Source organism: Curtobacterium sp. MCPF17_011 (genome assembly GCF_003234145.1).
Taxonomy (GTDB): Bacteria; Actinomycetota; Actinomycetes; order Actinomycetales; family Microbacteriaceae; genus Curtobacterium.
The window spans coordinates 159221-173075 of sequence record NZ_QKSK01000006.1 but is presented as its reverse complement, the minus strand read 5'-3'; the positions used below and the strand labels follow the sequence as shown (position 1 = coordinate 173075).

Here is a 13855-nt window from a genome sequence, read left to right as displayed (position 1 = left end):
AACCGAGAAGCGTAGCGTGCCCACGAACACCTGCACGAGGGCACATCCGGGGTACGTGGCGTCCGCGGCACGTCGAGCCGTTCCGGGCACGATGGAGCCATGACCGAACGGACACGGGACACCCCCGACGCCACCGACAACGAGGAGCGCACCGACGGGTACGTCCCGCTCCGCTCCTACGGCGCGATCGGTGACGGCCGGACCGTGGCACTCATCGCCCGGGACGGCCGGATCGACTGGCTGCCGATCCCCGCGATGGACTCGCCACCGGTGTTCGCGAGCATCCTCGACGGCGAGCACGGTGGGCACGTCGCCCTCCGACCGGTCGACGACGACGCCTCGGTCTCCCGGAAGTACATACCGGGGACGAACGTCCTGCTCTCCACCTGGACGACGTCCTCAGGACAGGCCACCGTGACGGACGCGATGGTGACGGGGGTCGCCGGTCGCCTGCCGTGGGCCGAGATCGGCCGCTGCGTGCAGGGCGTCGAGGGGTCCGTCGAGATGGAGTGGGCCGTCGTCCCGGGCACGCTGCTGAACACCGCCGAGCCGGAACGTCTCGACACCGTGAACGGCACCGTCATCGGGATCGACGGCATCACCATCGCGGTCGTCGAGCAGGGCTTCGAACCGGTGCACGACGACGGGCCGCGGTTCTCGGGACGCTTCCACACGGCCGAGGGGTCGAAGCACATCCTGACGATCGTGGGCACGCACGACGAACCGATCTTCATGCCCGACCCGCAGCGCTCGATGGAGGGCATCGACCGCACGATCGAGAACTGGTCGACGTGGTCGACGGAGTTCTCCTACGACGGACCATGGTCCGAGGCCGTGCAGCGGAGCGCCCTCGCCTTGAAGCTGCTGATCTCCTCGCCGACCGGAGCGATCGCGGCGGCGCCGACCACGAGCCTCCCGGAGAACCGCGACGGCGGGAAGAACTGGGACTACCGGTTCGCCTGGGTCCGGGACCTCGCGTACACGGTCAACGCGCTCACGCGCTTCGGCCTGCGCGAGGAGACGCACGCGGCCGTCTCGTGGGTGATGCGGACCATCGCCGAACACGACGAGACGATGCCGATCTTCTACGGCCTGGACGGTTCGAAGAGCGACACGGTCGAGGAGCGTGACGTCCCGGGGTGGACCGGCATCGGACCCGTGACCATCGGCAACCGCGCCGGTGACCAGCTGCAGCTCGGCGTCTGGGGCGACGTCTTCGCGATCATGCGCCAGTACGTCAACGCCGGCAACGTGCTCGACCGGAAGACCGCGTCGGTGCTGCAGGACCTGGCCGACGACGCCTGCCACCGCTGGGTGGAACGGGACTCGGGCATGTGGGAACTCGAGGACGCACAGCACTACGTCACGAGCAAGATCGGCTGCTGGCAGGCGCTCGACGCCGCGGTCGAGCTGCACGACGCCGGCATGATCGACGGCCCGCGGGACAAGTGGGTCGAGAACCGCGAGCTCATCGAGCAGTGGGTCGGCGAGCACGGATGGGACGAGGAGCTCGGCCACTACGTGATGTACCCGGGCTCGGACGCCCTGGACACCTCGATCCTGCTGCACGCGATGTCGACGTTCGACCGTGGGCCCCGGATGGAGTCGACGATCCGGGCGATCGAGGAGCAGCTGCAGCGCGGCCCACTCGTCTACCGGTACTCCGGCATCGAGGACGAGGAGTCGCCGTTCGTCGCGTGCTCGTTCTGGTTGGCCGCCGCGATGGCGTGCGTGGGCCGGCACGACGACGCGGAACACCTGATGGACGAGATGGTCGACCAGGCGAACGAGGTGGGTCTGTTCAGCGAGATGATCAGCGAGGACGGCGAGTTCATGGGCAACCTCCCGCAGGGGCTGTCGCACCTGGCGCTCATCCAGGCCGCGCTGACCATCGAGGAGGTCAGCCGACCGTGATCGCCACCAGGCCGGCGACCCCCACCAGGTAGAGCACGACGACGACGAACGAGTCGATGCCCATCCCGACGATCCGCCGCTGCGGCCGGAACACGAGCCCCACAGCGTAGACCAGGGTCAGCAGCGCCGCGAGCGCCGTCAGGTACACGTCGCTCGCGTTCGCCTGGGGCAGCACCGCCTTGCCCGAGAGCACGGTGGCGACGAGGAACAGCACCGGCAGGAAGGCGTTGCCGCCGAAGATGTCGGACACTGCCAGGTTGTCGTCGCCCTGCTTGACGGCCTGGAGGCCCGTGGAGATCTCCGGCAGGCTCGTCGCGAGGGCCAGGACGGTCGCCCCGAACAGCACGCCGGACAGTCCGATCTGACCCGAAGCCGCGTCGCCGGCCCGTTCGAGCACGACACCGGCGACGAGGGTCGCGAGGGCGGACACCGTGAAGACGACCACCGCCTTCCGGGTGCTCATCGCCGGTGTCGTGTCCTGCTTGCGAGTGCGGTGGCCGGATGCGTGCGGGCTGGCGTCCGGCGCGTGCCCGCTCTCGTGCCACGGCAGTCCCGTGCCGGCTCGCTGCACGAGGAGGAGCCCGACGGCCCAGATGACGGCGATGAGCACGACGTCGGGGGTGAGCCGCGCGACGACGAGGTCCGGCGGGAGCTGGCTGCCCGCGATGACGACGGCCAGGACGGCGACGACGACGAGCGCCTCGAGCACCAGCGTCAACGAGGCGGCGCGGTAGGTGATCGGCTTGACGCCCTTCCCGCGCCTGCCGAACGCGTCGAGCACGGCGATGACGACGGTCTGGATCGCGATGCCGCCGAGGATGTTGCCCGCGGCGACCTCGATCGAGCCGGAGAGGCCGGCGCTGACGGTGATCGCGATCTCGGGGAGGTTCGTCGCCACGGCGAGGACGATGAGCCCGCCGAGCGCACTGCCGAGGTGCAGGCGGGCGTCGAGCACGTCGGTCGTCTTGGACAGCTGGATGCCGGCGATCCAGATCACGGCCGCACCGGCGACGAAGACGACGACGAGCAACCAGAGGGGCAGGGTATCCACGAGGGTGACGATGCACCCCGACGGCTGGGTCGTCCTCCGGTACGCGCCGGCTGGACGGCTTCGTCGGGGGTCCAGGGCATCATGGCCCGACGATGAACGACGTCGACGCCCGGATGGACCGCCTGCGGAAGGCCGCGCGGTACCGCTACCAGCAGCTCGTGGACAGCGAGGTCGAACGGGGTTCCCTCGACCCGGACGAGGTCCGTGCCGAGCGCGAGGAACGACAGCTGCTCAAGGCCGCCGACGTCGCCGCCCACGCCCGTGCCCGGATCGCGGAGGCCGAGCGCCGCGGGGTGTTCGAGGGCAATCCGTACCACGGCAAGCCGCTGCCGGGCCTCGACGGCCAGCACGACCCGGACTGGTGGATCAAGTCGAAGATCGAGCGTGAGGACATCCGCGGGATCGCGCCGCCGGCCCTCGCCCTGCGGACCGAGGACGCCGAGCTCGACGACCACCTGGACGCACTCTCAGTGGAGTCGGACGTCCGGGACGTCCTGGTGGACTTCAACGCGCGTGTGAAGGAGGCGCGTCGGCAGCTCCTCGGCGGGCCGCCGGTGGTCACGCCGATGCGCGACGTCGACGCCGAGGTCGCGCGGTGGCGGGACCGACGGGAGGCCCGTGCCGCGGCCGCCGCGTCGGCTGCGGCCGCGCATGCGGCCGAGACCCGACCGTCCCGGTGGTGGCGCCGACGCGGGTGAGGTGATCCGGGCCTCCCGCCGTCGCGCTGGGACCGGACGCGCGAGAACGCCGCCTCGCGGGTGCGGGGCGGCGTTGTCGTGGTGTGTCAGATCGGGGTGTTACTTGATCTGGGCGGTGATGGTGGCGGTGCCGACGAGCAGGCCGCCCGTGACGGCGTCGGTCTTGAAGGTGTCGTTGAGCAGCTTCGCGGCGTCGTCGGAGACGTGGACGGTGGTGCCGGTCAGGATCGCGTTGTCGCCCTCGAGCTGCAGCGGCTTGAGCGAGCCGCCGTGGAGGGAGAACAGGTACGCGTTCGGGGCGGCGACCTTGCCGTTGACGAGGACGTCACCGTAGAGCTTCGAGGAGCCGGGGTTCACGACGAAGTTCTCGAGCGTGACGGTGGTGTCGCCGGCCGTGAGGGTCAGGCCGGAGTCGTCGTGGTTCAGCAGGCCCTGCACGTAGGGGCGGTACTTGCCGTCCGGGCTCCAGTAGGTGACCGAGCCGGAGGTGATCGGGAAGGACACGGCGCCGTCGGCGAGCTTGGCGTTGCCGGAGACGCCCGGGGTCAGCTTCAGGGAGGTGAGGGCGTCGGTGAAGCCCTTGTCGAGGGCGACGGAGGTGTCGCCGCCGAGGACCTCGGGGACCGAGGCGACCGGTGCGGGGATCTTCGCGGCGGAGCTGGAGGAGACGGTGTGCACGGTCGGGGTCGACGCGTTCGCGGCGGACACACCGAACGCGGCGCCGCCGAGGACGAGGGCTCCGGTCGTGGCGAGGGTGATCGAGGTCTTCAGGGACTTGCGCATGTCTTCATTCCTTTGCTTGTCGCGCTCGGCGCGGTGGGTGACAGCGCGCCGAACACACCCCGCGAAGGGGTGGAGAACCAGCGGTGAGCTGCTGGTGAGCGCTGCGGGTGTTTCCCGGCTTGTGACAGTGGTTCGGGGCCGTCCACGGATCGGATTGGAGAGATTTCTGGATTCCCCGGATCGGCGTCCTCGTAGCCTGGGCAGCATGTCGACGCCGCACTCGTCCACCGACCGCATCCGCGCGATCGACGCCTGGTGGCGCGCCGCGAACTACCTCACCGTCGGGCAGATCTACCTGCTCGACGACCCGCTGCTGGAACGGCCGCTCGAGCCGTCCGACATCAAACCGAGGTTGCTCGGTCACTGGGGCACCTCGCCCGCGCTCAATCTCGTGTACGCACACCTCAACGCCGTGATCAGCGAGACCGGCCGCGACGTCCTGTACATCTGCGGCCCCGGGCACGGTGGTCCCGCGATGAACGCGAACGCCTGGCTCGAGGGCACCTGGAACGAGCTCTACCCGGAGATCACCTCCGACCCCGAGGGTCTGCGGAAGTTCTTCAAGCAGTTCTCGTTCCCGGGTGGCATCCCGTCGCACGCGGCACCGAACACCCCCGGTTCGATCAACGAGGGCGGTGAGCTCGGCTACTCCCTCGCGCACGCGTACGGAGCGGCCCTCGACAACCCGGACCTCGTCGTCGCGTGCGTCGTCGGTGACGGGGAGGCCGAGACCGGTCCGCTGTCGGCGTCGTGGCAGGCACACACGTTCCTCGACCCCGTGTCGGACGGGGCGGTCCTGCCGATCCTCAACCTCAACGGCTACAAGATCGCGAACCCGACGGTCCTCGCGCGCATCCCGGACGAGGACCTCCAGGCCTACTTCCGCGGGCTCGGCTACGAGCCGATCGTCGTCGACTCCGGCCGCGTCGATCACGACCCGTTCGCGGTGCACGCCCTGTTCGACGGCGCCCTCCGCCGGGCCTTCGCCACCATCGACGACATCCAGGCCGCCGCCCGCGCACAGGCCGCCCGTGCCGCCGCCGGCGAGATGGCCGGCGCCGCGGACCTCCGCCCGCGCTGGCCGATGATCGTCCTGCGCACACCGAAGGGCTGGACCGGCCCGAAGGTGGTCGACGGGCAGCAGGTCGAGGGCACCTTCCGCGCCCACCAGGTGCCGCTGCCGAACGTCCGCGAGAACGACGAGCACCGCGAGCAGCTCGAGGAGTGGATGCGCTCTTACCGGCCCGAGGAGCTCTTCGACGCGGACGCCCGGCCGATCGGTCTGCTCGGGACGATCCGGCCGGCCGGTGACACCCGGATGAGCGCGACCCCGCACGCCAACGGTGGCCGGATCCGCACTGCGCTCGACCGGCCGGGGCTCGAGCGCTTCGCCGTTCCCGTCGGAGAGACCGCTTCCGCCACCGGGACGCTCGGGCCGTGGGTCGCCGAACTCATCCAGCGCAACCCGTCGGACTTCCGGCTGTTCGGCCCCGACGAGACGATCTCGAACAAACTCGATGCCGTGTTCGACGTCACCACCCGGGTCTGGCGCGCTCGCCGGGCCGAGGGCGACGAACACATGGCCGCGCGCGGTCGGGTCATCGAGGTGCTCTCGGAACACCTGCTCGAGGGCATGCTCGAGGGATACGTGCTCAGCGGACGCCACGGCGTCTTCAACACCTACGAGGCGTTCGCCCACATCATCGACTCGATGGTCGGCCAGTACGCGAAGTGGCTCGAGGCCGCGACCGACATCGACTGGCGCGCACCCGTCTCGAACCTGACGATCCTGTTGTCCTCCCACGTCTGGCGCCAGGACCACAACGGCTTCTCGCACCAGGACCCCGGGTTCCTCGACGTCGTCGCTTCCAAGCAGCAGGACCTCATCCGGATCAAGCTGCCCGCCGACGCCAACACGCTGCTCGCCGTCGCCGCGCACGCGATGGAGACCACGGACCGCATCGAGGTGATCGTCGCCGGCAAGCACCCCGAACCGGTGTTCCTGTCGCTCGAGGACGCCATCGCGCACGCCGACGCCGGCTTCGGCGTCTGGGACTGGGCCGGGACGGAGCAGACCGTGGGCCGCACCGACGTCGTGCTCGCCAGCGCCGGGGACGTCCCCACCGTCGAGACCCTCGCCGCCGCGGACATCATCCGGAAGCACGCCCCGGACGTCGGTGTCCGTGTGGTCAACGTCGTGGACCTGCTCTCGATCGGCGACCCACGGAAGCACGAGCACCCGGCATCGGACGAGCGGTACGACGAGGTCTTCCTGCCGGGTACGCCGGCGGTCTTCGCCTTCCACGGCTACCCCTCGCTGGTCCACAACCTGACGTACCGGCGGCACGGGCACGACGACCTGCACGTCCACGGCTTCCTCGAGCAGGGCACCACCACGTCCCCGTTCGACATGCTCATCCGCAACGAGATGGACCGCTACGCCCTGGCGCACGACGCCCTCACCCGCGTCGCAGACGGCAGCGGCCGGTTCGCCGACCTGCTCACCGCACTCACCGATGCGCGGGCCGCCGCCCGTGAGTTCGCCTACACGAAGGGCGAGGACCACGAGGCGGTCTCCGGATGGGAGTTCACCGGCTGGCCGCAGGACGAGCCGTCCGACGGCGGCACCGGCGGCGATCCGGGACGTGGTGAGACTGAAGGTGCGGCACCCGGCAACTGAACGGGCAGCTGAACGGACTGTCGGTCCGGAAGGCGAGCCGGTCAGCGGGCGCCCGGCGACGCCGGTCTAGGGTTGGCCGGTGCAGTCGTTCTCCGTCCGGTCGCTCGTCGAACACCCGGCGCTCCGGTTCCTGGTCGTCGGCGGTCTCGGTTTCGTCATCACGATGGGCATCAACTACGGGTTGAAGTTCTTCGTCATGCCGCAGCACCCGGTGACCGCCCTGGCGATCGGCATCACCGTCGCGACCGTCGTCTCCTACTTCCTCAACAAGAAGTGGTCCTTCGGCGACCGCGGTGAACTGCGCACCGGACACGAGCTGCTGCTGTTCCTCGTCGTCAGCCTGATCGGCATCGCGCTGAACTCGGCGCCGCTCTGGATCTCCCGGTACGTCTTCGGACTCGAGGTGCCGAACGTGTCCCTCGCCGGGCAGGAGCTGGCCGACTTCATCAGCGGGCCCGTCATCGGCACGCTCATCGCCATGGGCTTCCGGTACTGGGCGATGAACCGCTTCGTCTTCCCCGCCCGGCCGGCCCCGCTGGACGCGTGACCGACCTCGTCGTCCCGGCCCCGGGGCTCCCGTCCGTCCCCACCGCGACCGGCGGCCGGTTCCCGGTGCGGCGCATCCACTGCGTCGGGCGCAACTACGCGGCCCACGCGCGCGAGATGGGACACGACCCGGACCGCGAGCCGCCCTTCTTCTTCGGCAAGCCCGCGGACGCCGTGACCACCGACGGCGCTGACACCCCGTACCCGACCCTCACCGCACAGCTGGAGTACGAGGTCGAGCTCGTCGTCGCACTCGGAGCCGGTGGCCGGGACGTCGCGGTCTCCGCTGCCCGGGACCTGGTCTGGGGCTACGCGGTGGGCATCGACCTGACGCGGCGTGACCTGCAGGCCGAGGCGAAGCGGCTCGGGCGGCCGTGGGACCTGGCGAAGGGGTTCGACGCCTCCGCACCGATCGGCACGATCGTCCCCGCCGCCGGCGTCGACCCGAGCTCGGGCAGCATCACCCTGCACGTCGACGGGGAGCTGCGGCAGTCCGGCGACCTGGCCGACCAGATCTGGTCCGTTGCCGAGACCATCGCCGTGCTGTCGCGGGCGGTCCGCCTCGAACCGGGCGACCTGCTCTTCACCGGGACCCCGGACGGCGTCGGCCCGGTGTCCCGCGGATCGGTGCTGCGCGGGGCGGTCGCCGGCGTGGGCACGGTCGAGACGCGGATCGTCTGAGCGGGAGACGCGATGCCGTTCCGGTACCCGGAACTGCAATCCAGAACATCAGTGGTACGGTCGGTGCACCGCACTGAGGAGGTGAGCACATTGAGCATCGACACCATCACGGCAGAACTCGCGGACGACCGCTTCGTCTCCACGGTCCTCCAGCCCTGGGCACACGCCTGATCGACGTCCGGCATCGGGGCGAGCGAGAGCAGCCCCGGTGTCGGGGACCAGCCCCGGATGAGGGAACACCGTGCAACAAGCGAGACAACGGCGCGTCCTCGAGCGCGCAAGGGAACTGACCGCGGCCAACAGCCGTGGGGCGTTGGAAGCCGTGAGTCCCGCCCTTCCTCGACGGCTCGCGTTGGCTTCCGTGACCACCCCGATGAAGCACCGACCGGAACAGGTCCCGAACTACCTGACGGACCTCGGTGTCAGAACGAGCCCTGAACCCGCACAGTTCTTCTCCCTCGCGCAGGTCCAACTCGGCGCAGATCCCATCGTCGAAGACCCGCTCGGAGACGCTGCTCCGTTCGCAGCCCGGTGGGACTCCGGCGAAGTCAGCGAGCAAGGTGCCATCGCAGAACTCGACGCAGTCGTCTCGATCGCAGGCTTCTGGTCGACGGCGGCAGAGATGGCCGAGGAACTGCTCAGCAGTCGACGTCGTCCGGCCATGGCCCGGCTGCGCGGCTGGCTGGGGTCGGCACTGGCGAGCCGACGAACCGCCCTCGCTGAAGTGTCGTTCCGGTCCGTCGGGTCAGCGTTCGACACCACACCAGACGTGATCGCAGCAGCGCACATCCGGATCGCTGCGATGCGCATCAAACGCGACCGGGACACCGGAGGTGGGGTGGCGGCACTCGCAGAACTCGACGTCTTGCTCGAGCGATGGGTTGGAGAGAACCTCATGTCCGACGGTGACGGGAACGCGATGCGAGCGACAGCACGCAACCTCCACGCGCTCGCCTGTTCCATGAACGGTGAACTCGAGCGGGCCAGAGGACTCCTGGGGGTCGCCGCCAGGGAAGCCCGCACCGGGGATCTGGTCTCGGTCGAGCCGGACCAGCGTGCCCGCTACGCTGCTCAGATCGACCTCAACGCAGTGCAGGTCGCCGCGATGTCGGACGGATGGTCGGCCGCTCTGGAGGGCGCACTGACCCACGTCCAGAACGTGTCGCAAGCGCATCGAGGATCACTGCCGGAGGCATTGTCGTACGCCGCCTACGTGGCCTACCGAGCGTCCGACTTCCCGCGGGCTGCGTCCTGCGCCGAACGGGCCGTCGTCATGCTCGGGGGCGAAGGGGCTCCGCTGCGCCTGTCGAGTGCGAGGAAGATCCTCGCCGCGGCTCTCGACGCTGCTGGTCGAACGGCCGCGGCGCAGCGGGTGATCGAACGGCACGGCGAGGACCCGCTCGGTGCATCTGCACACAGATCGGGCGCTGAACTTGACTGAAGCTCTCGCACTCCAACTGGACTCCGTGACCCGGAGGTTCGGGCACGGCGCCGGCGCGCTCGTCGCCGTCCACGAAGTGGACCTCCCGATCGCGCGAGGTGCGGTCGTGGCGGTACTCGGCCCGAACGGTGCTGGGAAGACGACCACCATCAAGATGGCCTCCACCCTGCTGCAGCCGTCTTCCGGCTCGGTCTCCGTCAACGGTGTCGATGCCGTCCGGACGCCGAAACAGGCGCGGAAGCACCTCGGGCTCGTCCTGGGCGGCGACCGCGGTTTCTACATGCGAGCAAGCGCTCTGGAGAACCTCCGCTTCTTCGCAACCCTCGCCGGGCTCCCCCGGCGGAGTGTCGAAGCGAAGGTCCGGGATGCGCTCGGCCTCGTCGGCCTCGTCGGACGCGAACGTGATCGGGTGGAGACGTACTCGCGCGGGATGAAGCAGCGGCTCCACATCGCACGCGCCGTTCTGAACGACCCGGTCGCCCTGCTCCTCGACGAGCCCTCCATCGGTCTCGACCCGGAAGGCGCGAGAGACCTCCGTGACCTCGTCCGACGCCTTCGCTCGAAGGGGTGCGGGATCCTCCTGACGACCCACCACCTTCAGGAGGCCGATGAGCTGGCCGACGAGCTCGTGGTGATCACGGGCGGGAAGACGGTCGCGCGAGGGTCGGCGCGGGACATCGCCTCCCTCGGCGGTGTCGACAGCGCCATCACCCTGTGGACCGCCGATCTCGGGATCGGCGAGGAACGCATGCTCGCGCATCCGCAGATCGCCGCGGTCGTCCCTCGGGAAGACGGGCGTGGCTACCGCGTCGATCTCATCGGAAACGGCCTCGCACCGACTGCCGACTTCTTCCGGTCGCTGGAGATCACACCTGACTGGTCCGTCCAACGGGACGTCACGCTCGAAGAGGCCTACCTGGCGTTCATCACGAAGGTCGGAGCGGCGTGAGGACGCTGGCCCTGCTCACGTGGTTCCACGGGCGGCAGCTGCTCCGCATCCCGTTCTTCGCACACCAGTGCGTCTCGTCCGCCCTCGTGTTCGAAGTGCTGCGGACACTGGGGCTGTCCGGGTCCGGCCGCGCAGTCCCCCACGACCTGTGGTTGGTCGCTGGCATCGCTGGCGTGTGGTCGACGACGACCCTGGCCGTCGGGATCATCGGCTTCCAACGGTTCCAGGGCACGCTCGAGCACATGGCGATCAGCACGCTCCCGCCCGGGATCGTGTTCGGGAGCCTCGCTTCCGCAGCGGCGCTCATCGGTCTGGTGGGATTCCCGTTGACCCTCGCAGCGCAGTTCGTCACCGGCGGTCATCCGACCGTGACGGGCGGAAGCGTCGTCGTGATCGCCGCCTGCGTCATCGCGTGCAGCGCGTCGGCGTCCGTCCTCGCAGCGGTGTTCGTGGTCCTCCGCGGGGCAACGGTCTACGAGTCGTTGATCGTGACACCCGTCTGGTTGGCCTCCGGTGTGGTGATCCCGCTCGGTGCTCTCCCGGACTGGATCGTTCCGGTCGCCTACCTCTTCCCGATCACCTCCGCCGTGTCCGCCGCCGATCAGCCCGACCTGATGACCACCGTCGCGTTCTCCTTCCTCACGGCCGCGACTTCTGCCGTGTGGTTCGTCGCGGCCGGGATCGCCATGCGCGCGGCCGTCCGGAGGGCGACCATCTCCGGGACCCTGGGTCTGAGCTGATGCGAGGGTTCGTGAACGCCATGGTGATCGCAGTGCGGGCCCGGCCGGAGTTCCTGAACGGTCCGACGGTCTTCGTTGTCCTCATCGGGTCCCCGACGCTGCTCGCTGCGCTCTACCTCGCGGTCGCGTCCGCGAGCGGCACATCGAGCATCGAGCCGCCGGACGCGGTCGCTGCGGGCCTGGCGGTGGCTGGCGTCATGTCGACGATGTCGTCGTCCTCGCTGCTGAGCGCGGATCAAGTGCACGCGACCCTCCCCTTCATCGTGATCGCGCCAGCGAACCGCGCGCTGGTGTGGACTGCCCGCGTGTTCGTCGTGACCAGCATCGGGGTGGTCCAGGGAATCGTGAGCGTGGTCGCGAGCTTCGCCGTCACGAGGAACGCCCCCTCGATCGCCCAGGCCCTCCCGGTCTTCGGGCTCATCGTCCTCGCCGCCGTCGTCTCGGTCGGCCTCGGCCTGTCGATCGCCGCGCTGGGGCTCGTGCTCCGCGACAGCATGCTGGTCCCGAACATCGCTGAGCAGGGGCTGACCGTGCTGTGCGGCGCGGTCGCGCCGGTGGCGACGCTCTGGTCGCCCCTGCAGTCGATCGCCCAGGTCCTGCCCGTCGCACACGTGGTGGCAGCAGGGAGGGCAACGGCGACGGGCGGTCCACCGCTCCTGATGGAGTCCTCCCTCTCGGTCATCGCCGGGATCGCGTGGGGCGTGGTCGGGGTCGCGATCTGGCTGGTCCTCGAACGTCATGCACGCCGAACGGGTGCGATCGAGTCCATGTCCATCGGATGACGGGTGGCTCGTCGACCCGGCGGGCTGGGAGCGTTCGGAGACACCGGGCGTAGAACCGTGCCTGACGCTGCGTCGGAGCCCGGGGGACGGGTCGAGGCAGCGATCCGCAGACAGGGTGTGCAGCAGCTGCAACGACGCAGTGGAGCACGTCCGGATCATGGAGGTGATCCGGTGGAGGAACACGACCTGCTCGCCACGTCCTGGACGTGGGCTGGCCGCGAATCCGTCGACGAGCGTGTCAGCGCCGTCGGCCGAGCCGGGTTCTCCGGGCTCGCACTCGCACTCGACGACCTGCACGAGGTCCGTGCCACCACCGGGTTCGCCGCACTCCGGCGGATGCTCGACGACGCCGGCGTGGTCTGGGTCCAGGTCGGCACGCTCGGGGACTGGTGGCGCCGCGGTTCCGAGCACGACGCCGACCGCGGGGTGCTCCTCGAGGCTGCTGCGACCCTCCGCGCCTGGCAGGTCGTGGTCCGCGCCGACCACGCCGTGCCGGCCGTGCCGCTCCCCCGCATGGCCGAGGCATGGGACCGGCTCGCCGTCCAGAGTGAGGGCGTCGGGGCACGACTGGTCCTGGAACCGGAGCCGTGGTCGAACCTGGCCACTGCGGAGCGGGCCTCCCGCTTCGTCGCCGCCGGGCATCCGAACGGCGGACTGCTCCTCGACGCGATGCACGCGCTCCGCGGCGGCTCGACCCTGGCGTCGATCGGTCAGGGGGTCGTCCCGTCCACGCTCGCCGCCGTCGAACTCAGCGACGGACTCCTGCACATCCCGAACGGCATGACGCTGGCCGACGAGTCCCGGAACGGTCGCTACCTGCCCGGCACCGGGGCATGGGACCTGCCCGGGTTCGTCCGCACCGCCCGCGGCCTGGGCTTCGACGAGCCGTGGGGTGTGGAGGTCCGCACGCCCGCGCTCCGGGCGATGCCGCTCGCGGAGGCGCTCCGGGTGGCTGCTGCCGCGACCCGCGCCGTGCTCGACGCTGCCGATGCGCACGGTGGCACACCCGCACCGGCGATGCCGACCTCGCTCGCGCCGACCTCGGCGGTGGACTACGACGCACCGGGGAGTCGTGGTGTCCCGGGTTTCCCCGGCGTCGAGTTGCCCCGTCGAGCCGATCCAGCGACCTCCGCGTAGCGTGGCGGCCATGACTGATCAGGGACACCCCGGCAACGACGACGCGCTGCAGGCTTCGCAGGAGGCCATCGACGAGGCGAAGGCGGCTGCGGTCGACGCCGGCCATGCGGATGAGCGGGCTGCAGCCGAGGAGGACCTGCCGCTGGAGTCCGGCGGGGCACCCGCGGACGGCCCCGCCCCCGCAGCCTGACCTCTGGTCAACCGGTCAGGCTCGGCCGGAGCGTCAGTCGTCGACCTGGTCGCCGAGGAAGTCGGCGTAGGTGGCTTCGTGTTCGGTGCCGCCCGCGTCCACCATCTGGCGTTCGCCCGTCCAGCCGGCGGGCCCTGATGCCGACGTGCCGTCCTGGTCGTCCCGCTGGTCTGCGTCCGTGTCTCCGCGCTGCCCCTGGGTGAACGGCGGGAGGTACTTGCTCGCGTCCATGTCGCGTCCTTCCGTCCCGAGGACCGTAACAG

The 13855-nt window shown here is 70.1% G+C and carries 14 protein-coding genes; 11 read left to right on the top strand and 3 right to left on the bottom strand.

The window, feature by feature from the left end:
• The first annotated feature begins 99 nt into the window (after positions 1-99).
• Positions 100-1914 (top strand): glycoside hydrolase family 15 protein, encoded by a 1815-nt coding sequence (locus DEJ25_RS09625; protein WP_111044539.1) that lies wholly within the window; start codon positions 100-102, stop codon positions 1912-1914.
• Here the strand turns inward: DEJ25_RS09625 and DEJ25_RS09620 are convergent.
• Positions 1901-2965: a sodium:calcium antiporter gene (locus DEJ25_RS09620; protein WP_110905023.1), complete on the bottom strand. Its 1065-nt coding sequence runs from the start codon at positions 2963-2965 to the stop codon at positions 1901-1903. The genes DEJ25_RS09625 and DEJ25_RS09620 overlap by 14 nt on opposite strands.
• A 92-nt stretch (positions 2966-3057) precedes the next feature.
• Here DEJ25_RS09620 and DEJ25_RS09615 point away from each other — a divergent pair, with 92 nt between their 5' ends.
• On the top strand, positions 3058-3663 hold the full coding sequence (locus tag DEJ25_RS09615; RefSeq protein ID WP_111044538.1) for a DUF1992 domain-containing protein: 606 nt from the start codon (positions 3058-3060) through the stop codon (positions 3661-3663).
• Positions 3664-3762: 99 nt separating this feature from the next.
• On the opposite strand, the gene DEJ25_RS09610 is transcribed toward DEJ25_RS09615, so the two are convergent.
• A complete protein-coding gene (locus DEJ25_RS09610; RefSeq protein WP_111044537.1) occupies positions 3763-4446 on the bottom strand; it encodes a hypothetical protein in 684 nt (227 codons plus the stop codon).
• Between the two features lie 205 nt (positions 4447-4651).
• Here DEJ25_RS09610 and DEJ25_RS09605 point away from each other — a divergent pair, with 205 nt between their 5' ends.
• The 9 genes from DEJ25_RS09605 (at position 4652) to DEJ25_RS09565 (ending at position 13592) form a co-directional block, all read left to right on the top strand.
• Positions 4652-7126, top strand: a complete 2475-nt coding sequence (locus DEJ25_RS09605) for a phosphoketolase (protein ID WP_111044536.1) — start codon at positions 4652-4654, stop codon at positions 7124-7126.
• Between the two features lie 79 nt (positions 7127-7205).
• Positions 7206-7673, top strand: a complete 468-nt coding sequence (locus DEJ25_RS09600; protein WP_111044535.1) for a GtrA family protein — start codon at positions 7206-7208, stop codon at positions 7671-7673.
• Positions 7670-8353: a fumarylacetoacetate hydrolase family protein gene (locus DEJ25_RS09595; protein ID WP_111044534.1), complete on the top strand. Its 684-nt coding sequence runs from the start codon at positions 7670-7672 to the stop codon at positions 8351-8353. Before DEJ25_RS09600 ends, DEJ25_RS09595 begins: the two co-directional genes overlap by 4 nt.
• Before the next feature lie 361 nt (positions 8354-8714).
• The gene (locus tag DEJ25_RS09590; RefSeq protein WP_111044533.1) at positions 8715-9794 is read left to right on the top strand and encodes a hypothetical protein; all 1080 of its coding nucleotides are present in this window, start codon (positions 8715-8717) and stop codon (positions 9792-9794) included.
• A gap of 25 nt (positions 9795-9819) precedes the next feature.
• Positions 9820-10743, top strand: a complete 924-nt coding sequence (locus tag DEJ25_RS09585; protein WP_258366465.1) for an ABC transporter ATP-binding protein — start codon at positions 9820-9822, stop codon at positions 10741-10743.
• Entirely contained in the window at positions 10740-11483 is a 744-nt protein-coding gene (locus DEJ25_RS09580; protein WP_181421688.1) for an ABC transporter permease, read from the top strand. Before DEJ25_RS09585 ends, DEJ25_RS09580 begins: the two co-directional genes overlap by 4 nt.
• 20 nt (positions 11484-11503) lie before the next feature.
• The gene (locus tag DEJ25_RS09575; protein ID WP_181421687.1) at positions 11504-12265 is read left to right on the top strand and encodes an ABC transporter permease; all 762 of its coding nucleotides are present in this window, start codon (positions 11504-11506) and stop codon (positions 12263-12265) included.
• A gap of 171 nt (positions 12266-12436) precedes the next feature.
• Positions 12437-13402 (top strand): sugar phosphate isomerase/epimerase, encoded by a 966-nt coding sequence (locus DEJ25_RS09570; protein WP_181427397.1) that lies wholly within the window; start codon positions 12437-12439, stop codon positions 13400-13402.
• 10 nt (positions 13403-13412) lie between these two features.
• Complete coding sequence (locus DEJ25_RS09565) at positions 13413-13592, top strand: hypothetical protein (RefSeq protein ID WP_146236822.1); 180 nt, start codon at positions 13413-13415, stop codon at positions 13590-13592.
• A 33-nt stretch (positions 13593-13625) separates the two neighbouring features.
• On the opposite strand, the gene DEJ25_RS09560 is transcribed toward DEJ25_RS09565, so the two are convergent.
• On the bottom strand, positions 13626-13823 hold the full coding sequence (locus DEJ25_RS09560) for a hypothetical protein (protein ID WP_110904844.1): 198 nt from the start codon (positions 13821-13823) through the stop codon (positions 13626-13628).
• Between the last annotated feature and the right edge of the window lie 32 nt (positions 13824-13855).